This is a genomic window from Magnetovibrio sp. (assembly GCF_036568125.1).
Classification (GTDB): Bacteria; Pseudomonadota; Alphaproteobacteria; order Rhodospirillales; family Magnetovibrionaceae; genus Magnetovibrio.
The window spans coordinates 191,117-209,549 of record NZ_DATCTF010000011.1 but is presented as its reverse complement, the minus strand read 5'-3'; the positions used below and the strand labels follow the sequence as shown (position 1 = coordinate 209,549).

At 60.1% G+C, this 18,433-nt stretch carries 16 protein-coding genes; 9 read left to right on the top strand and 7 right to left on the bottom strand.

Translation table 11 applies throughout. The features are described 5' to 3' along the window. Positions 1 to 10: 10 nt before the first annotated feature. On the bottom strand, positions 11 to 1,312 hold the full coding sequence (gene ccrA, locus VIN96_RS09355; RefSeq protein ID WP_331895685.1) for a crotonyl-CoA carboxylase/reductase: 1,302 nt from the start codon (positions 1,310 to 1,312) through the stop codon (positions 11 to 13). Between the two features lie 242 nt (positions 1,313 to 1,554). On the opposite strand from ccrA, the gene VIN96_RS09350 reads away from it, so the two are divergent. Continuing rightward, positions 1,555 to 3,558: a protein meaA gene (locus VIN96_RS09350; protein ID WP_331895684.1), complete on the top strand. Its 2,004-nt coding sequence runs from the start codon at positions 1,555 to 1,557 to the stop codon at positions 3,556 to 3,558. A 13-nt stretch (positions 3,559 to 3,571) separates the two neighbouring features. Here the strand turns inward: VIN96_RS09350 and VIN96_RS09345 are convergent, their stop codons facing one another. After that, positions 3,572 to 4,012, bottom strand: a complete 441-nt coding sequence (locus VIN96_RS09345; RefSeq protein WP_331895683.1) for a hypothetical protein — start codon at positions 4,010 to 4,012, stop codon at positions 3,572 to 3,574. Positions 4,013 to 4,147: 135 nt separating this feature from the next. Then, on the bottom strand, positions 4,148 to 5,965 hold the full coding sequence (locus VIN96_RS09340) for an aminopeptidase P family protein (protein ID WP_331895681.1): 1,818 nt from the start codon (positions 5,963 to 5,965) through the stop codon (positions 4,148 to 4,150). A 212-nt stretch (positions 5,966 to 6,177) separates the two neighbouring features. On the opposite strand from VIN96_RS09340, the gene VIN96_RS09335 reads away from it, so the two are divergent. Then, positions 6,178 to 6,321 carry a hypothetical protein gene (locus tag VIN96_RS09335; RefSeq protein ID WP_331895680.1) on the top strand — a complete coding sequence of 48 codons (144 nt, stop codon included), beginning with the start codon at positions 6,178 to 6,180 and terminating at the stop codon, positions 6,319 to 6,321. Between the two features lie 72 nt (positions 6,322 to 6,393). Here VIN96_RS09335 and VIN96_RS09330 read toward each other — a convergent pair whose 3' ends face one another. The 3 genes from VIN96_RS09330 to VIN96_RS09320 all read right to left on the bottom strand — a co-directional run bounded on the left by VIN96_RS09330 (position 6,394) and on the right by VIN96_RS09320 (position 10,913). Further along, positions 6,394 to 7,407: an endonuclease/exonuclease/phosphatase family protein gene (locus VIN96_RS09330; RefSeq protein WP_331895678.1), complete on the bottom strand. Its 1,014-nt coding sequence runs from the start codon at positions 7,405 to 7,407 to the stop codon at positions 6,394 to 6,396. A gap of 17 nt (positions 7,408 to 7,424) precedes the next feature. Next, a complete protein-coding gene (locus tag VIN96_RS09325) occupies positions 7,425 to 10,187 on the bottom strand; it encodes a PAS domain S-box protein (RefSeq protein WP_331895677.1) in 2,763 nt (920 codons plus the stop codon). 162 nt (positions 10,188 to 10,349) lie between these two features. After that, a complete protein-coding gene (locus VIN96_RS09320) occupies positions 10,350 to 10,913 on the bottom strand; it encodes a TlpA disulfide reductase family protein (RefSeq protein ID WP_331895675.1) in 564 nt (187 codons plus the stop codon). Positions 10,914 to 10,980: 67 nt separating this feature from the next. Here VIN96_RS09320 and argH point away from each other — a divergent pair, with 67 nt between their 5' ends. Genes argH through lysA form a run of 3 tightly spaced genes read left to right on the top strand, consistent with a single transcriptional unit; the run spans position 10,981 to position 13,827 of the window. Beyond that, on the top strand, positions 10,981 to 12,402 hold the full coding sequence (gene argH, locus VIN96_RS09315; protein WP_414675603.1) for an argininosuccinate lyase: 1,422 nt from the start codon (positions 10,981 to 10,983) through the stop codon (positions 12,400 to 12,402). Then, positions 12,399 to 12,527, top strand: a complete 129-nt coding sequence (lptM, locus tag VIN96_RS09310) for an LPS translocon maturation chaperone LptM (protein WP_331895672.1) — start codon at positions 12,399 to 12,401, stop codon at positions 12,525 to 12,527. The genes argH and lptM overlap by 4 nt, the downstream gene beginning before the upstream one ends. Positions 12,528 to 12,552: 25 nt before the next feature. Continuing rightward, entirely contained in the window at positions 12,553 to 13,827 is a 1,275-nt protein-coding gene (lysA, locus tag VIN96_RS09305) for a diaminopimelate decarboxylase (protein ID WP_331895671.1), read from the top strand. 55 nt (positions 13,828 to 13,882) lie between these two features. Here lysA and VIN96_RS09300 read toward each other — a convergent pair whose 3' ends face one another. Beyond that, positions 13,883 to 14,953 carry a DUF3426 domain-containing protein gene (locus tag VIN96_RS09300; RefSeq protein WP_331895670.1) on the bottom strand — a complete coding sequence of 357 codons (1,071 nt, stop codon included), beginning with the start codon at positions 14,951 to 14,953 and terminating at the stop codon, positions 13,883 to 13,885. Between the two features lie 211 nt (positions 14,954 to 15,164). Here VIN96_RS09300 and ftsE point away from each other — a divergent pair, with 211 nt between their 5' ends. Genes ftsE through VIN96_RS09280 form a run of 4 tightly spaced genes read left to right on the top strand, consistent with a single transcriptional unit; the run spans position 15,165 to position 18,214 of the window. Continuing rightward, entirely contained in the window at positions 15,165 to 15,905 is a 741-nt protein-coding gene (gene ftsE, locus VIN96_RS09295) for a cell division ATP-binding protein FtsE (protein ID WP_331895668.1), read from the top strand. Next, complete coding sequence (locus VIN96_RS09290) at positions 15,905 to 16,789, top strand: cell division protein FtsX (protein ID WP_331895724.1); 885 nt, start codon at positions 15,905 to 15,907, stop codon at positions 16,787 to 16,789. Before ftsE ends, VIN96_RS09290 begins: the two co-directional genes overlap by 1 nt. 1 nt (position 16,790) lies before the next feature. Continuing rightward, entirely contained in the window at positions 16,791 to 17,405 is a 615-nt protein-coding gene (locus VIN96_RS09285) for a YdcF family protein (protein WP_331895666.1), read from the top strand. A 38-nt stretch (positions 17,406 to 17,443) separates the two neighbouring features. Then, the gene (locus VIN96_RS09280; protein WP_331895664.1) at positions 17,444 to 18,214 is read left to right on the top strand and encodes a lysophospholipid acyltransferase family protein; all 771 of its coding nucleotides are present in this window, start codon (positions 17,444 to 17,446) and stop codon (positions 18,212 to 18,214) included. The last annotated feature ends 219 nt before the right edge of the window (positions 18,215 to 18,433 follow it).

Genomic DNA, 18,433 nt, shown 5'->3' with positions numbered 1-18,433 from the left:
GATGATCTCCTCAGCCTTCCAGGCAATCTTCGATGGTGCGTCGTCCCGGATGCACCGCTTGCACCAACACCGCCATGTTGCCGGGTTTGTGTTCGTTGCGGCGCATTTTCATGTGTGCTTCGGGGATGTCGTCCCAAGGGAACACCTCGCTCATGCACGGGTCGATGCGTCGTTCGCACACCAGCTTGTTGGCCTGAGATGCCTGGCGCAGGTGGGCGAAGTGGCTGCCTTGAATGCGCTTTTGGCGCATCCATACGAAGCGCGCATCGAACGTGATGTTGAAACCCGTCGTGCCGGCGCAAAACACCACCATGCCGCCGCGTTTGACCACGAAGGCCGAAACCGGGAAGGTCATTTCGCCGGGATGTTCGAACACCATGTCGACATCCACGCCTTTGCCGGTGATGTCCCAGATGGCCTTGCCGAATTTGCGGCAGCGCTTCATATATTCGCCATAACCTTCCTGGTCGTCGACGTCGGGCAGTTGTCCCCAGCAATCGAATTCCTTGCGGTTGATGACGCCCTTGGCGCCCAGGCGCATGACGAAATCGCGCTTGTCTTCTTCGGAGATCACGCCGATGGCGTTGGCGCCGGCGGTGGCGATCAACTGGATCGCCATGGACCCCAGGCCGCCCGATGCACCCCAAACCAAAACGTTGTGACCGGGACGCAGAATGTGCGGGCGATGACCGAACAGCATGCGGTACGCGGTCGCCAAGGTCAGCGTGTAGCACGCGCTTTCTTCCCACGTCAGGTGCTTGGGTCGGACCATCAATTGTTGCGCTTGCACGCGGGTGAACTGGGCGAACGAACCGTCCGGGGTTTCGTAGCCCCAGATGCGCTGGCTGGGTGAAAACATCGGATCGCCGCCGTTGCATTCCTCGTCGTCGCCGTCATCTTGGTTACAATGGACCACCACTTCGTCGCCGACTTTCCAGCGCTTGACCTTCGAGCCCACGGCCCACACGATGCCCGCCGCGTCGGACCCGGCGATGTGAAAGGGTTGCTTGTGCACATCGAACGGCGAAATCGGCAAGCCCAACGCAGCCCACACGCCGTTGTAGTTGACACCCGCAGCCATCACCATGACCAGAACTTCGTGGCTGTCGATTGTCGGGGTATCCACCACCTCGACCTGCATCGCGGTGTCGGGTTCGCCATGGCGTTCGCGGCGAATCGCCCACGCGTACATCTGCTTGGGCGTGTGACCGAGCGGCGGAATTTCGCCCAACTCGTACAAATCTTTTACCGGTTGTCCGGAAAGCACCTCGGCAATGCCGCCAGTGCTTTCGTCGATTTTTGCTTCAGCCATGTTGGCCTCCATTTTTGCCCTGTCTCTTCGGCCCGCCCAGTTTTGATCCCAGCGTATCGTCCGGTCTGTTGCGACCGAATGGGCTTTGGCCTTTTTGTTCTGGTGATAAGTATGGGCGCATCTGAAAAAATATTGCAATGCACAAATTTTTCCGCACTTGCGAAATTATGAGGGTTGGGGGACAATCTGTGCGGAAAACCGCCAAACCATAAAAGGCGGGCCGATGGATCAGGGAGATCGCGATGACCGACAATATTGCAGATGCGAAAGCTAAGGCCGACACCGAGCCGGCGATCAAAAAGGATCGTCCGTGGCTGTTTCGCACCTATTCCGGCCACTCGTCGGCGGCGGCGTCGAACGCGCTGTTTCGCACCAACCTGAGTCGCGGCCAAAGCGGCCTGTCGGTGGCTTTCGACTTGCCGACGCAGACCGCGCTGGATGCCGACGACGTGCTGGCGCGCGGCGAAGTGGGCAAAGTGGGTGTGCCGATTTCCCATCTTGGCGACATGAAGCAGCTGTTCGACGGCATCCCGCTGGACCAGATGAACACCTCGATGACCATCAACGCCGCAGCGCCGTGGTTGCTGGCGCTGTATATCGCCGCCGCCGAGGCCCAAGGGGCGGATCGCCGCCAACTTGCGGGCACGACGCAAAACGACATCATCAAAGAGTACCTGTCGCGCGGCACCTACGTGTTTCCGCCTGCGCCGTCGATGCGTTTGGAAACGGACGTGATTTCGTTCACGGCGCGCGAAATGCCTAAATGGAATCCGATGAACGTGTGTTCCTATCATTTGCAAGAAGCCGGCGCCGAGCCCGCCGAGGAACTGGCCTTCGCCATGGCCAACGCCATCACCGTGCTGGACATGGTGAAAGCGCGCGGCGACATCGCGCCGGAGGACTTCCCCAAGGTCGTGGGCAGCATCAGCTTTTTTCTCAACGCCGGAATCCGTTTTGTGACGGAACTGTGCAAAGCCCGCGCGTTCGCCGAATTGTGGGATGAAATCGCATTGCACCGGTACGGAGTCGAAGATCCCAAGCTGCGCCGCTTTCGGTACGGCGTGCAGGTGAACTCGTTGGGCTTGACCGAAGCCCAGCCGGAAAACAACGTTTACCGCATCATGATCGAAATGTTGTCGGTGGTGCTGTCGAAAAACGCCCGTGCGCGCGCAGTGCAACTTCCGGCGTGGAACGAAGCCTTGGGCCTGCCGCGTCCGTGGGACCAGCAGTGGTCGCTCCGTTTGCAGCAGATCATGGCGTTTGAAACCGACCTGTTGGAATACGGTGACATCTTCGACGGTTCGGCGGAAATCACCGCCAAGGTCGATCAGCTCAAAGATCTGGCGCGCACGGAACTGGCCGGGTTGGAAAAGATGGGCGGTGTGATTCGCGCCGTCGAACAGGGCTATATGAAACAGCGTCTGGTGGAATCGAACGCCAAGCGCTTGGCCGCGATTCAGTCCGGCGAGCAGGTGGTGGTCGGCGTCAACAAGTTTACCGAAGGCGAAGCGTCGCCGTTGGTGTCAGGCGCGGAAACGTTCCTCACCCCCGATCCGCAAGCCGAAATCAGCCAGATTGAGAACCTCAAGGCTTGGCGCGCCGCGCGCGACAATGCTGCCGTCGAGACTGCGCTGAAGGACCTGGAAGCCGCCGCCAAAGACGGCCGCAACATCATGGACAGTTCGATCGCCTGCGCCAAAGCGGGCGTCACCACCGGCGAGTGGGGCGACAAACTGCGCAGCGTGTTCGGTGAATATCGTGCCCCCACCGGAATCGCGGGCGCGGCGCGCGCACCGATGGCGAACGCAGATGGACTTCGGGGCGCGGTCAAGGCACTTACCGAACAACTGGGCACGCATCCACGTCTGCTGGTGGCGAAGCCGGGGTTGGACGGTCATTCCAATGGTGCCGAACAAGTGGCCTTGGCCGCGCGCGATGCAGGTTTTGAGGTGATCTACGAAGGCATCCGTCAAACCCCGGCCGAAATCGTCGCCGCTGCGGTGCAAGAAGGCGTGCATGCGGTGGGCTTGTCGGTGCTGTCGGGCTCGCACCTGAGCTTGGTCGCGGACGTGATGAGTGGGCTGAAAGAGCGCGGCGCGGACGACATTCCGGTGATCGTCGGCGGCATCATTCCCGAACGCGATATGCAGGCGCTTAAGGACATGGGGGTGACGCGAGTATTCACGCCCAAGGATTTCGAGATGAGCGCGATGCTGAGCGAGGTTGCAAAGGTGATGGCTGCTTAACGGGGCCGCTCGGTCATGTCGCCGACTTGCGTTTCGCCACCGGTGCGATGACCGGTACCGGCACGGTTTTGTCGTTGAAGTCGCCGGGGTTGTCGACCTGGGTTTTGAAGGTCTCTTGCAGGTATTTGACCACACCGGCGCGATATTGCTCTTTGACCAAAGCCCAGGCTACGAACAAGCCGCCGTTTTTTTCGTAGTAGTTGATGTCGCGATTGTTGCCGGCATGGTGAAGGGCGGCGGCGAGATCTTTGCTGTGTCCGGCATAGACCCATTCGGGGCGCACGCCTGCGTGCCAGATCAGATACACTCCGCCGACGTTGTTGAGGCCCATTTCTTCCGGGTCCATAGACAGGAGCGGTGGGAAGGCCCCGTTGGGCAGGCGCACCCAATTGGGATCCACCGGCGCGGTGATCCGCTCCGGTTCTTCTTTGTCACCAAAACCAAACAGCCCCATCGTCTTCAGTCCTAGCGTATCGCTACGTCAAAAATGTTTAGGTCGTCGGTTGACGATCCTGAGCATAAGGTCCGTAAAGGGCATATGCTCGCAGGATTATATGTACATCCGCATGAACTTCAAAATCGTTAATATTTAAAGCAATGGTGCGGTGGCCGCCGCAAGCCAAACGTGCGTCTCGCCGTCCACCAGCGCTGACAGTTCCGCGAACACCCGTGCATGATAAGCGTTGATCCAGGCGCGTTCAGATGGCGTCAACAGATCGGCGTCGATCAATGTGCGGTCGATCGGGGCCAGGGTCAGAGGTTCGAAGCCCAGCATTTCGCGCTCGGCGCCTCGCGGTGCAGGGATGTCGCGCACATAAATCAGGTTTTCAATGCGAATGCCGAACGCGCCCTCCTTATAATAGCCGGGCTCGTTCGACAAAACCATGCCTGCGGCCAGTTCCGGACCCTGGCCGCGTTTGGAGATGCCCTGTGGGCCTTCGTGCACGCCCAAATAGGTGCCCACCCCGTGACCGGTGCCGTGATCGTAATCGATGCCCGCTTCCCACAACGCCCGGCGCGCCAGTACATCGAGCTCCTGGCCGCGGGTGCCGCGTGGAAAGGTCTGGCTGGAAATGGCAATGTGGCCTTTGAGCACGCGGGTGAACCGGTCGCGCATCTCGGCGGTCGGTTTGCCGATGGCAACCGTGCGTGTTACGTCCGTGGTGCCGTCCAAGTATTGCGCGCCGGAATCGACCAGATAGAGTTCGCCGGAACGCAGCGCGCGGTCAGATTGTTCGCTGACCCGATAATGCACGATCGCACCGTTGGGACCGGAACCGGAAATGGTCGGGAAGCTGAGGCCGCGAAAATGTTCGTTGGCGGCGCGCTGGCCGTCCAGCTTTGCGGCGGCGGACAATTCCGTCACGCCGCCTTTGGGGCCTTCAACGCTGAGCCACGCCAAAAAACGCACCAGCGCCGCGCCGTCGCGTTTGTGGGCGCGTTTGATACCGTCGATTTCCGCAGGGGTCTTTTTGGCCTTGGGCAGTTGGCAGGGGTCGTCGCCGGGCAGAATACGCGCGCCGGCCTTGGTGACCCGTTCGACGATCCACGCCGGGGTCGCGCGCGTGGCGATGCGCACCGCTTTTTTGTCGCGTCCCAGCGCATCCAAAACATCGCTGAGGCGATCGGAAGCAACGATCTCGACATCGGGGCCCAAGTGCGCGCGCGTCGCAGCATCGACCCGTGCATCGTCGATGAACAACTTAGCGGTGCCGTCTGCGTTTATCAGGGCGTAAGCCAAAACCAGCGGGGTGAACGGCACGTCGTTGGCGCGGATGTTGAACAACCAAGCGATGGAATCGCCCGCGCTGATGACGGCAGCATCAACGCCAGCCTTTTGCAGATCCGCACCGACGAGGGCACGTTTGGCCTTGGAGGTCAGCGGCGCGAACGGCGTGTCGAGAACCACCAACGGACTGGACGGCGGGGCGGGGCGATCCGGCCACAGCGCATCGATGGGGTTTTCCGCGACCGCGACCAAGTGCGACTGGGTGTCGGCGCAGACCTGGGCGTAGGGTTCCAACTGTCCGGGTGTGTGCAGCCATGGATCGTATGCCAGGCGATCACCCGGTTTCAGGCGCGTGCGCAGCCATTCTTCCGGTTTTACGGTGGCGATGGGTTGGGGGGCGAAAACCGTAGCATCGACTTCGTCGCGCACCTGCAAGGTGTAACGGCCATCGACAAAAATCGCCGCTTCGTCCTGCATCACGATGGCCAGTCCGGCCGAGCCGCCAAAGCCCGTCAGCCGCGCCAATCGTTCCGCGCTGGGCGGTAGGTATTCACTTTGGTTTGCATCGGAGTGAGGCACCACAAAGCCGACAAAGTCGTCGGCGCGCAAGCGTGCGCGCAATTTTGTGCACAATTCCGGGTCGCGGGCGATGGGGACGTCCAGGGGATCGAGGGACATTGCGGGCCTTTTTGTTGAAGAAGATGCGTCCCTAGAAGCTAGGGGGCCGAAGCGCCGATGACAAGAGTGCGCGCATTCATTGTGTTATGCGTTTTTTGCATATCAGGTGCGGAATAATGGCAATATTCACCCGGGGTAAAATGCGTATAGTGCATATGTCTCCCCCGAGAAACGGATCGGCCACAAGGCCGACCACAACAGGAGTATGAAACATGTACTACAACATCGATGCCCACGAATTGCGCGCCCAGGCCTTTTTGCAAGCGATCAAAGACGTCGCTGCATGGGTTAAGCACAGCGTCGCGGCAATCAAAAGCCAACTGAACGCATCCGCGAATCTCGGCCACACTGCCTAACACGGCAGATGCGGCCGAGACGGACCGGACGCGACTGATAAAGTTCAGATGTTTTGGTTCAGACGTTATGGCTTAGTCTGGCCTTTGCAGTTCAGCGACCACCGGCGCATGGTAGGATTCCGGCGCGCCCGCCACGGCGGCGGGGCTGCCGACTTCATCGTGGAGCGCTTCGTTATGACACTCCACATGACCCAACCAGCCAAGCAGTTGTGCTGACAGCAAAATGTGATCGGCCATGTGGGGTCGCCCCCGGTGGATCACGGAAAAGCGCTGGCTTTCGGGCAAGCCGCGCTCGGCGGCGATCAACATGCGCGCAGCCAAAGCGCCGTCGCCCGAATCTTCCTCATCGCCCCTGATGATGCGCACCGGCGCTTCGGTGTCGTCGGAATTGAAATCCCCCACCACCGCCACCAAGGCGTCCGCTTCCATGTCGAACAGACGGTCGAGGAAGGTACGGACTTCCAATGCTTGTCCGGCGGCCTTGATGGTGGCGAGGAAAAAACCTTCCGCCCAGCCCGGCATGCTTTTCCAGCTGTAGCGATCGCGTTTTTGCCCTGCGACGAACGCCGCGCGCGGCGCACGCAGGTGGACATTCACCACCACCAACTTGCGACCATCGCCCAAATCTAGATCGGCATACAAAAACGGGCGATCCCATTCGACCGGCATCGGTTCGGTTTGCGGCGGATCGGATGTGGCGCAACGAAACAGCGGCGCTTGGACCAAATGGTTCCACACTTCGTCGGCGCCGAGAATCGGAAACTTCGAAAGGGTCACCAGATTGTGGCGGTCGCGCACGCCCCGCCCCGAGGGGCTCTTGGTGACGGCTCGGTGATAGGTTTCGTATGGCGTGCCTTTAAGTACCGCGTCCAGCGCGCTGAGGCTGCGCTCGGAGCCGTCCGCGTTCAACTGTCCGTTCACTTCCTGAAGACACAAGATATCGGCCCGTAAACGAAGCAGCTGCGGGCGCAGTGCACGAATGCGGTCGTCCAACGAGCACCGCGCGCGGGGCGGTTCGTCCAAGCTTTCCATGTTGAACGTGGCGATGCGGATGGGGCTGGGCTGGGCTGCGGATGCGCTGGTCATGGGCGAGCCTCGCTCTTTCAGCGGACCAAACGGTCGGTCGGGAACCGCACGGATACGGTCGTGCCTTGTTTGGGGGTGGATTTGATCGACAGTATCCCACCATGCAATTCGACAAAGCTTTTGGTCAATGGCAAACCCAGGCCGGTACCGTCGAATTTGCGCGCAAGCTTGCTATCGACTTGGCCGAACGGGGTCAACGCGGTGGCGATTTCAGCCTCGCTCATGCCGATGCCGGTATCAGAAACCGAGATGGTCAATTCGTTGGACTTGGAAAGGTTTGCCTTAACCGTGACCTTGCCGCCTTCGGGGGTGAATTTGACTGCATTGGACAAAATATTGAGCAACACCTGCTTGATGCGCTGACTATCGACCATCAGGTCGGGCAAGTCTTTGGGTACCCGGCGGTTCATCGACAAACCGGCTTCGGTCGCGCGGTCGCGGATCAAGCGGGTAGCCGATTCGATCAATTCTGCAATGGAAATGCGCTCTGGCCGCAGGTCCATACGCCCCGCTTCGATGCGTGAGACATCCAAGATGTCGTTGATCACCGCCAGCAGGTGCGAGCCGGAATCGCGAATGTTTTCGATGTATTCCTGATAGCGTGGCTCCAATCCGCCAAACAACCCCGACAACATCACATCGGAAAATCCGATGATGGCGTTCAAAGGCGTGCGCAATTCGTGCGACATGTTGGCGAGAAATTCGGTTTTGACGCGGCTGGCGATTTCAGCGCGTTCCTTGGCTTCGATCAGTTGATGCTGGAATTCGATGCGCTGGGTGATATCGCCGACCGAACCCGCCATGCGGTAAACCCACCCCGCCTTGTCGCGTAACGCCATGCCGGAAATTCGGATCCAACGCCAACTGCCATCCTTGTGACAGAGCCGACATTCGGAAAAGAACGATGGCGTTTCGCCCTTAAGGTGTCGTGTCAGGCGCCGTTGATATTCCCCGCGATCTTCGCGATGGATCAGACGCAGCCACGATTTGGCCTTGATGAAATTCGTTTTGTAGCCGGTCAGGTCACGGATCTTGGCGGAGATGTAAAGCTGATCGGAATGCATGTCCCAATCCCAGATGCCTTCGCCTGCACCACTGATGGCGAGTTCGTAGCGCGCGCGGCTTTCTTGCAGGGCCTGCTCGTTCTTTTTGCGCTCGGTAATGTCGCGCACCACACCGATGTAGAGAGACTTTCCATCGCGGCGGAGTTCGCTGACGGATAGGTCCAACGGGAACTGCGAGCCGTTTTTGCGCAAGCCCGAGACTTCACGGCCCTTGCCGATGATGGTGGGGTTTTTGGTTTCGCGATAGCGATCCAAGTACCCATCGTGGGCCTCTGCATACGGCGCAGGCATCAGCATCTTGACGTTGTTGCCGATCACTTCATGTGCGCGGTAGCCAAAGATTTTTTCCGCGGCCGGATTGAACGATTGCACGATCCCGCGCTGATCGATGGTGATGATGCCGTCGACCACCGTTTCCATGATGCCCTGAAGCTGCACGTCGCGATGAATGAGGGCTTCCGCCGCGCGTTTGCGGTCCGAAGTGTCGCGCGCCACCAGCATCACAGTTTTCAGGCCGCGTTCGGAAAACGGCAGTGCCGATAGTTCCGCATCGATGACCACGCCATCGGTGCGCACCAAACGCATCGGCATCCATTTTTCTTCGAACAATTGTTCGATTTCATCGTGGAGGATTTCGCGAAAATCAGGGTGGACGAAGACGTCGAAGGATTTGCCGATAAAGGAGCGCGGGTCATCAGCTCTCAACATCTCCGCCCCGGCAGAATTCATCAGCGTGATGATCCCGTCGGTGACCACGCACGTCAGGTCCGGAGCCATCTCGACAAGCTTGCGGTAGCGGGTTTCCGCATCCAAAAGCGAGGCTTCCATGTCTTTGATGTGGGTGATGTCGGTGTGCAGGCTCAGTACCTGGCCTTCGCGGGTGCGTTGTTCGTGTATGCGCCACCAGCGCCCGCCGCGATATATTTCTTGGTGCGTCGGTTGTGGGTTCAGACGTTCGGCCAGTTTCTCGTCAACCCATTGTCCCATGCGTCCCTGGGCTTCCTTGATTTCCAGGCGGCGGGCGGCTTCGGTCAGAATATCCTTCAAGGTCGCGCCGGGGATGATCACGTCGTCCAATGCGGGATAGAGCTTGGCGTAACCCTCGCTGGCCGCCATGAGGTTGCCGTTTTGATCGTAAATGACAAACGCTTCGTCGTGGCTTTTGGCTTTGGCGGCGTGCTTCAACGCATCAGAACGGCTGACTTCGGCCAGTTGATAGGGGACGGCTTTCTTTTTGGCGTGGTGGTACTTGCGCTGGCTTTCCAGTTGCGGGGTGATGTTATGCGCGGCCCCGCGATAGCCGCGAAACATGTTGTTGTCGCTGTAAAACGGGATGCCCGAAAGGGTGAAATGCAAAATGCTGCCGTCGGCAGCGATCAGCGAGCAGGCGATGTCTCTAAATGGTTCGCGATGATCCAAGGTGAACGAGACCGGACTGGCATTGGCGTCTTTTACGCCGATGCGGTCGTCGGCCAGCACGACTTGCTGCAAGGTCCGGCCTTTGAGGGCCTCGGGCGGCAAGCCGGTCGTTTCCATGAAACGGTCGGAAATGAATGTGAGTTCGAGAATTTCATTGGTTTCCCAAATCCAATCCCCCACGGTCGAGACAATATCGTGCAAGCGCTGCTCAGGACTATCAGGGCGCGGCGGCATTTTGATGCGCCGGGGCAACGGGTCGCGCCCAGCGGCTGTAAGGGTTGGTTTTCTGCGGGTCATTCAAGTCCTTGGCCCAAGAGCCTTTGTTGGGGCCATCGTTTCGCCATTATACTTTTGTTGTATCAGGGAAGCTTCCCTGCAATCAACCAATCTGGCGTACGATCTGGGTAAGCAATCGGCGCAAAAGCAGGTTTGGCTGAGGAAAATACGCGCGCCGACATCCTATGGTTTTTGAGTGGTGAGAGTCTGCGCCAGGTAGTTGACGGTTTGCGGCGCATCCCATTCCAAAACACCCAGCACACGCCCGACCAGTTGGCCTTCGGCGTCGATCAAAACCGTGGTGGGTAGCCCTTCGACGCCGACTTTGCGCGACAATTGGCCTTTGAGGTCATAATAAACGTCGAGATTGGCGATGGCGTTGGCTTCAAAAAACGGCGGCACCTTCTTAAGCGCCTTGCGGTCCTCGGAAACCGCGATCACATCGACGCCCTGATCTTTCAAAGCGGCGGCCAAGCGATCCAGGGCGGGCATTTCGCGCACGCACGGCGCGCACCAAGTGGCCCAAAAATTCAACACCACACCACGGCCCTTGAGTGAAGCAATGGTGATTTCTTCTTCCGCAGCGTTGAAAAAGGGCGTATCAAGCGCACCTTCGCCGGTGACGGCCGGGCGCAATTTATTGGCCAATTCCAGGGGAATTTCGACCGGATCGGCCTGAGCACTTGCAACATGGCCGGATATCACCAAAATGGCGGCAAAGCCCACTGCGGCTGTGTGAAGCACCATGCCAAGCCGGGAACGAAGGCGGGTGTGCGTGTTCTTAACTTTAGACTGAAGCATTTTTCGGTTCTTCTTGGGTCCAAATACCATGAGCAACAACGACGACAACAGCACCACCAGCACCATTTGGGGCGGACGTTTCGAGGCCGGGCCATCAGCCGTTATGGAAGAAATCAATGCTTCCATCGGCTTTGACAAGCGCCTGTACGCCCAGGACATCCGGGGGTCGCGTGCGCACGCTCGGATGCTGGTTGCTCAGGGCATCATAACCGAACAAGACGGCAAATCCATCCTTGAAGGCCTGGATGCGGTTGAGGCTGAAATCAACCAAGGTACGTTCGAATTTTCGCGCGCGCTGGAAGACATTCACATGAACGTCGAAAGCCGCTTGCGCGATAAAATCGGCGATGCGGCGGGGCGTCTGCACACCGCCCGTTCGCGCAACGACCAAGTGGCGACGGACCTCAAGCTGTGGGTGCGCGACGCACTCGACGGGCTCGACGGGGCGCTCAAGGATTTGCAGGAAACCCTGATCAGCCGGGCCGAGGAACACGCCGCCACGGTGATGCCGGGCTTCACCCATCTGCAAGCCGCCCAGCCGGTGACGTTGGGCCACCATCTGCTGGCTTATACCGAAATGTTGGGCCGCGATCGCTCGCGCGTGCGCGATTGCCGGGCGCGGCTGAACGAATGCCCGCTCGGTGCTGCGGCGTTGGCGGGGACCTCGTTCCCCATCGACCGCGAAGCCACGGCGGCGGCGCTGGGCTTCGACCGGCCGACGCAGAATTCGCTGGATTCGGTTTCGGATCGCGATTTCGCGCTGGAATATCTGGGCTTATTGTCGATCCTCAGCGTGCACTTGTCGCGCATGGCCGAAGAAATGGTCATTTGGGCGTCGCAGCAGTTCGGCTTCATCCGCGTGTCTGACGATTTTTCGTCGGGCAGTTCGATCATGCCGCAAAAACGCAATCCCGACGCATCGGAATTGGTGCGCGGCAAAGCGGGCCGGGTGTTCGGCGCGTTGATGGGCCTGCTGACGGTGATGAAAGGTCTGCCGCTGACGTATGGCAAGGACATGCAGGAAGACAAAGAGCCGGTGTTCGACGCATCCGACACCGCCGAACTGTGCGTCACCGCCATGACCGGAATGTTCAAGTCCGCGACATTCAACGTCGAACGCATGAAGGCCGATGCCGGTAAAGGCTTCACCACCGCGACCGATCTGGCCGACTGGCTGGTGCGGGTGCTGGGCATGCCGTTTCGCGATGCCCATCACGTCACCGGCGCGTTGGTGAAAATGGCCGAAGACAAAGGCTGCGGCCTGGAAGACCTGTCGCTTGCTGATATGCAAAGCGTCGATGCGGGCCTGACGGACGAGATCTTCACCGTGCTGGGCGTCGACAATTCGGTGTCCAGCCGCACCAGCTTGGGCGGCACCTCGCCGGCAAACGTTTTGGCTCAGGTGACCCATGCGCGCGAAAGGTTTTTGAAATGACCCGTTTTCTGACCATAGCCGTGGCGATGCTGTTGATTGCGGGCGCGTTGAGCGCGTGCGGACGCAAGGGCGATCCCGACGCGCCGCCGGGCTCGACGTATCCGCGCACCTATCCCAACCAATAAGGTTCCAACCAATAAGGCTCCTTCGATGGATCACTTTACTTACAAGAACGGCCATCTGCATGCCGAAGACGTGGCGCTCAGCGCCATCGCCGAACAGGTCGGCACGCCGTTTTACACCTATTCCACCGCCACGCTGACGCGTCACTTCAATGTCTTCGCCGATGCCTTGCGCGGCCTCAATGCGTTGGTGTGCTACGCGGTCAAAGCCAACTCCAACCAAGCCGTGATCCGCACGTTGGCCGGATTGGGCGCGGGCGCGGACGTGGTGTCTGGCGGCGAGTTGACGCGCGCGTTGAAGGCGGGCGTGAAGGCGCGCAACATCGTCTTTTCCGGCGTCGGCAAGTCCGAAGCCGAAATCCGCATGGCGCTGGGCGCGGGCATCAAGCAGATCAACGTCGAATCGGAACCCGAGTTGGAGCGCATCAGCGCGGTGGCCTCCGACATGGGCGTCGAGGCTCCGGTGGCGCTACGCGTCAATCCGGACGTAGACGCCCATACCCATGAAAAAATCAGCACTGGCAAGCTGGAAAACAAGTTCGGCATCGAATGGACCCGCGTGCACGAAGTCTACGCCAAAGCCGCCAATCTGCCTGGCATCAAGGTGCGCGGCCTGGCGATGCACATCGGTTCGCAGTTGCTCGACTTGCAGCCGTTTCGCGACGCTTACGTGCGCGCGGGCGATTTGGTCGCGATGCTGCGCGCCGACGGGCTGAGCGTCGAGGTTCTCGATATCGGCGGCGGACTGGGCATCCCTTACGGCAGCGAAGACGAAGCCGTGGCGCCGAACCCCGAAGAGTACGCCCAAGTGGTGCGTGAAACCCTGAGCGGTTTGGACGTTGAGCTGATCTTGGAACCGGGACGCATGATCACCGGCAATTCCGGCATTATGGTCACCCGGGTGATTTACGTCAAAGAAGGCGCGACCCGTACCTTCCTGATCGTCGACGCCGGTATGAACGATCTGATCCGGCCAACCCTGTACGGCGCCTATCACGCCATCGTGCCGGAAATCGAACCGGCCAAGGGTGCCGATTTGATCGACGTCGACATTGTCGGACCGATTTGCGAAACCGGCGACACCTTCGCCAAGGGCCGCCGTCTGCCCGCCGTCAAGGCCGGCGATTTGCTGGTGATGCGCACCGCGGGCGCTTACGGCGCGGTGCAGTCCTCGACCTACAACACCCGCCCGTTGGTGGCCGAGGTGATGGTCAACGGCGATCAGTTCGCGGTGGTGCGCGCGCCGCTCAGCGTTGAACAGATCATCGCAATGGATCGTCTGCCCGATTGGCTGGAAGACTAGCGGAAAAAGAAATCAGTTTGAGCTGGTGTGAGGCAGCTATGCGAGGCGGGTGCTTTTAGTGCCCGTCGCCGCCATTGCCATTTTCGCCACCGCCGTTTTCGGCCGCTGCGGCGTCTTCGGGGTTGACGAAGCCGACCACCATCGAGCGCGCGGTGCCGGGCGGGTTTTCGAACTCGACCTTGAACGGCACGGTTTCACCCGGTTCCAATTGGGTTTTCGGCAGTTCCTGGGTCATGACCCGGATTTCCTTGCCGTCGGCGTTGGTCAGCGCCACTTTCAAAAGCGGAACGTGGATCGGTTGCTGTTCCACATTGGCGACGATACCTTCGACGATCAGATAGTCGATGGCGTTGCGCACGTCGCGCCGTCCACTGACGTTTTGCGGTGCAAGTCCTTCGCCGGGTTCTGGGTGATGGATGCCCAACATGACGTAATAGTCCTTGGTCATCGGAATGGCCTTCATGATCGCGTTTTTGGCCAAAACGCTGGTCAAGGCGACACCGACCAACAGCACAACAATCACGCTGGCGACGATCAAGGCGACCGGCTTTTTGTTTTCCGGCGGCGGTTTTTTGAAACGCGGGCGACCGACGGGAATTTCATCGTCGTCGGGGCGAGGCATAGGTTCGGACAGGCCGTCGGGAATCGGCTCAATGTCGTCGTCTTCGACCTGAATGGTTTCCGGTTCGTCGTGATCGAGATTGGTGTCGATCATCGATTCGATCGGCGGAACCGTGGTTTCGTCGTCGCCGAACAGGTTATCCAGCTCGTCTTGGGACAGCGGTTCCGATTCCGGCTCGGGCTCGGGCTCCGGTTCCGGCGTCGGTTCCGGTTCAGGCTCGGGGATTGGTTCCGGCTCGGGTTCCGGTTCCGGTTCGGGAATGGGTTCCGGTTCCGGCGCGGGCGGCGGCGGAGGGGGCGGCGGCGCGGCGGGCATGGGTGCCGCAGGCGCGGCGGCGGCGGCAACGGGAATGGTGATTTGCTGTTCGCGGACCTCGACCGAATGGATCACGGACTGCTGCCAAGTGAAGCCACAGCGCGCGCAACGCATCATGGACCCGGTCGGCTTGATGGCCTCGGGCTTGATGTCGTAGTGAGTTGCGCAGTTTGGACAGGTGATAATCATCGCGACACAGTATGTGTTAACCTCTTGCCTTTATAGGTGTTTGCACGATTCAACGCAAGCAAGGCGGTCAGTCTTGTTGTGGACTTCTCGGGCCTGCTCGTGCCATCGTATGCGCCGTTGCTATGAAAATCGCCCCGGATCGGCTGAATATGGCGCAAAAAACGGCCTGGTAAGGGCGCAATGGACCATGAATTTAAGGACTTAAACTTCCGTGGATATCGATCCCGCCACTTCCATCGCCCGATTCGAAAACGTCGGCCTGCGCTACGGCCTGGGGCCCGAGGTGCTGCAAGACGTCACTTTTGAACTGAAACCGGGTTCATACCACTTTTTGGTGGGGCCGTCGGGCGCGGGCAAATCGTCGCTCTTGAAGCTGATGTATCTCGCCCACAGACCTTCGCGGGGCTTGGTGCATCTGTTCGGCCACGACATCGCCACCGCGCCGCGCGATGCGCTGCCAGCGTTGCGCCGGTCGATCGGCGTGGTGTTTCAGGAATACCGCCTGCTCGAACACCTGTCGACCTTCGACAACGTGGCGTTGCCGCTGCGCGTTGCGGGCATGCGCGAAGCCGACATCAAGCGCCATGTGGAAGAGCTGCTGGTGTGGGTCGGCCTCAAGGATCACATGACCGCCCGTCCTCCGACCTTGTCGGGCGGGCAAAAGCAGCGCGCCTCGATCGCGCGCGCGGTGATCGCGCGGCCCAGCTTGTTGATGGCGGATGAACCGACCGGCAACGTCGACGACCGCATGGGCTATCGATTGATGCACCTGTTCGAAGAACTCAATAAACTGGGCACCACCATTGTCGTGGCCACCCACAATGAGGCCATGGTGCGCGAACTGGGCCACCCGGTGATGCGCCTGGACGGTGGGCGCATGCATGTCATTGCGGGAACCAAACACGCCATCAATTCACGTGCGGCAAACCGCAGCGGCGGAGGCTTGTCGTGATGTTTTCGCGCCGCACCGACCTGCCCTTGGACCGCGACGCGCTGAGCCGCTTTTTGCCGTGGCTGATCGCGTTCATGGTGTATTTGGCGGCGCTGGCACAATCGGGCCTGATCGGATTGGACGAACTGGCGCGCCGTTGGGACACCGGCATGGCGGCGACCTTGACGGTGCAAATACCTTCCGACCCGGACGCCACCGAAGCGGCCAACGCACGGGTGCTGCAATCGACGCTGAATATGTTGTCGGAAACGCCGGGCGTGATGCGTACGTCGGTGGTGAGCGAAGGCAAGGTCTTGGAATTGCTAAGCCCCTGGCTGGGCGAGGTGCAAGCCATCGACGTGCCCCTGCCGCGCTTGATCGACGTCGAAACCGATCCCGAGGCCGACGTGGACGCCCGGGTTTTGCAGCAAAAGCTGGCGCGCACCATCGAGGGCGCGCAGGTCGACGACCACGGTGTGTGGCTGGCGCGTCTGATCGAAATGGTGCGCACGTTGGAGGCCTTGGCGGCGGGCGTTTTGGCCTTGATCGTTTCGGCGGCGATGGGCACAGTGATTTTCACCACCCGAACCGGCCTGACGGTGCACGCCGAAGCGATCGAGGTTTTGCACCTGACCGGTGCGCAAGACAGCTACATCGCCAAGCAATTCGCCGGCCGCGCTTGGGCGATGGGGTTCAAGGGTGGGTTGATCGGCCTTGTTCTGGCCGCATTGACGCTGTTAATTCTCGGCTACGTCGCCAGTCGGCTGCAGGCGGGCATTCTGCCGGATCTGTCGATGCCCGTCGCGGGTTGGGCATCCTTGGCGGTGCTGCCGTTGGCCGCGGGTCTGGTGGCGGGATTGACGGCGCGTTTTACCGTGATGCGCACACTCAGAAGGATGATTTGAAATGCCCCGCCCACCGCATCGCCGTCCGGGCCACACCATCAGTCGCTTCGGCGGCGCCTTGATTTTGCTGGCTGGAATCTGGGGCGCGGGACTGTTCAAGTTCGCCGACGCCATTCCCACCGAAGTGTTGGACCCCGACACCCACACGGACGCCATCGTGGTTTTGACCGGCGGCAGCGGGCGGCTCGACGAAGGACTGAAGCTGTTGGAACGCGGGGTGGCGAAGAAGCTCTACATTTCAGGCGTCTATCAAGGCATCGATATTCAAAACTTGCTTGAAGCGTACCGCCGCAATCCGCAAGACCTGAACTGCTGCGTCAGCATCGGCCATGCCGTCGACACCATTTCCAACGCCACCGAAACCCGCGATTGGGTGCGCAAGAATCAAGTTACCAGCGTGCGCTTGGTGACGTCGGGCTATCACATGCCGCGTTCGGTTTTGGAGTTCGAGAACGCGTTGCCCAAAGTTACCCTGATTCAACACCCGGTGTTTCCGCCGCACGTCAAGCAGCGCCAATGGTGGGCGTGGCCGGGCACCACGGGACTGATTGTGGGCGAATACAATAAATTCTTGTTGGCGTGGTCGCGTCACAAGTTGATGTCCGTGCTGAAATAGCCGGGTAAGCGCAACTGCACTTTCATTGTGGGGCACAGATGACCGCGATCCGATCCTTTTTGTTCAATACCGTGTTTTTCGCTGGCGGCTTGGTGCTGGCGCTGTTGCTGTTGCCGTGCTTGGTGTTGCCGCGCCGCGCCATGCAGTGGGGCTTGAAATTTTGGGCCGCGGTGATGATGCAGGCCCTCAAGCTGATCGCGGGACTGAGCTGGGAGGTGCGCGGGTTGGAAAACGTGCCCGACCGCCCGTGCATCTTTGCCTGCAAGCATCAAAGCGCCTGGGAAACGGGGATCTTTTATCTGCTGGTCGATGACCCGTCATACATCCTCAAGAAAGAGCTTCTATCGATCCCGTTCTTTGGCTGGTATCTGGCCAAGGGCGGCGCCATCGCCATCGACCGCAAAGCCGGTGCGTCGGCGCTGAAGTTGATGATCACGGGCGCGCAGGATCGTTTGGCGCGCGGCCAGAACGTGGTGATCTTTCCCGAAGGCACGCGTTCCGCACCCGGCAAACCCGGAACCTACCATCCCGGTGTGGCGGCGCTCTACAAAGGCGTCGATGCGCCGTTGGTGCCGGTGGCACTGAACTCGGGTTTGTTCTGGCAGCGGCGCAGTTTCCTCAAACGCCCCGGCCGCATCACCATCGAGTTTTTGCCCGCCGTCGCCCCCGATCAGGACCGCAAGGCGTTCATGCGCGAGTTGCAAACGGGCATTGAGGGGGCGTCCAACGCGCTCATCGCAGAGGCCCGCGCGGTCTATCCTCATGCGTTGCCGGAACGCGAAACCGAGCCTTCCGAAGATACGGCCTGAAGCTCCCAGCGGGTCTCAACACACCACAGCAAGCTCTTGAATCTAGCCTGATTTTCCCCTGTGGATAAAATCGTGGACTATTTTGTGACGGCCCATTGAGGGTTTTCCACAGATCTCTCGGGATATGTGCATAAGACAATGCGTGCCATCCAGGCGCGGTTGTGTAGGATGCGGGGGCTCAAGAGGTCGGGTCAAATCGGCGATGGAAACGTAACGTGA

Excerpts from the sequence above, each read along its gene's own strand:
- VIN96_RS09320 (WP_331895675.1), bottom strand. The coding sequence starts at position 10,913 with ATGGTGCTTCACACAGCCGCAGTGGGCTTTGCCGCCATTTTGGTGATA.
- VIN96_RS09325 (WP_331895677.1), bottom strand. The coding sequence starts at position 10,187 with ATGACCCGCAGAAAACCAACCCTTACAGCCGCTGGGCGCGACCCGTTG.
- VIN96_RS09335 (WP_331895680.1), top strand. The coding sequence starts at position 6,178 with ATGTACTACAACATCGATGCCCACGAATTGCGCGCCCAGGCCTTTTTG.
- lysA (WP_331895671.1), top strand. The coding sequence starts at position 12,553 with ATGGATCACTTTACTTACAAGAACGGCCATCTGCATGCCGAAGACGTG.
- VIN96_RS09350 (WP_331895684.1), top strand. The coding sequence starts at position 1,555 with ATGACCGACAATATTGCAGATGCGAAAGCTAAGGCCGACACCGAGCCG.
- VIN96_RS09290 (WP_331895724.1), top strand. The coding sequence starts at position 15,905 with ATGTTTTCGCGCCGCACCGACCTGCCCTTGGACCGCGACGCGCTGAGC.
- VIN96_RS09300 (WP_331895670.1), bottom strand. The coding sequence starts at position 14,953 with ATGATTATCACCTGTCCAAACTGCGCAACTCACTACGACATCAAGCCC.
- VIN96_RS09330 (WP_331895678.1), bottom strand. The coding sequence starts at position 7,407 with ATGACCAGCGCATCCGCAGCCCAGCCCAGCCCCATCCGCATCGCCACG.
- VIN96_RS09340 (WP_331895681.1), bottom strand. The coding sequence starts at position 5,965 with ATGTCCCTCGATCCCCTGGACGTCCCCATCGCCCGCGACCCGGAATTG.
- lptM (WP_331895672.1), top strand. The coding sequence starts at position 12,399 with ATGACCCGTTTTCTGACCATAGCCGTGGCGATGCTGTTGATTGCGGGC.
- VIN96_RS09280 (WP_331895664.1), top strand. The coding sequence starts at position 17,444 with ATGACCGCGATCCGATCCTTTTTGTTCAATACCGTGTTTTTCGCTGGC.
- VIN96_RS09345 (WP_331895683.1), bottom strand. The coding sequence starts at position 4,012 with ATGGGGCTGTTTGGTTTTGGTGACAAAGAAGAACCGGAGCGGATCACC.
- ccrA (WP_331895685.1), bottom strand. The coding sequence starts at position 1,312 with ATGGCTGAAGCAAAAATCGACGAAAGCACTGGCGGCATTGCCGAGGTG.
- VIN96_RS09285 (WP_331895666.1), top strand. The coding sequence starts at position 16,791 with ATGCCCCGCCCACCGCATCGCCGTCCGGGCCACACCATCAGTCGCTTC.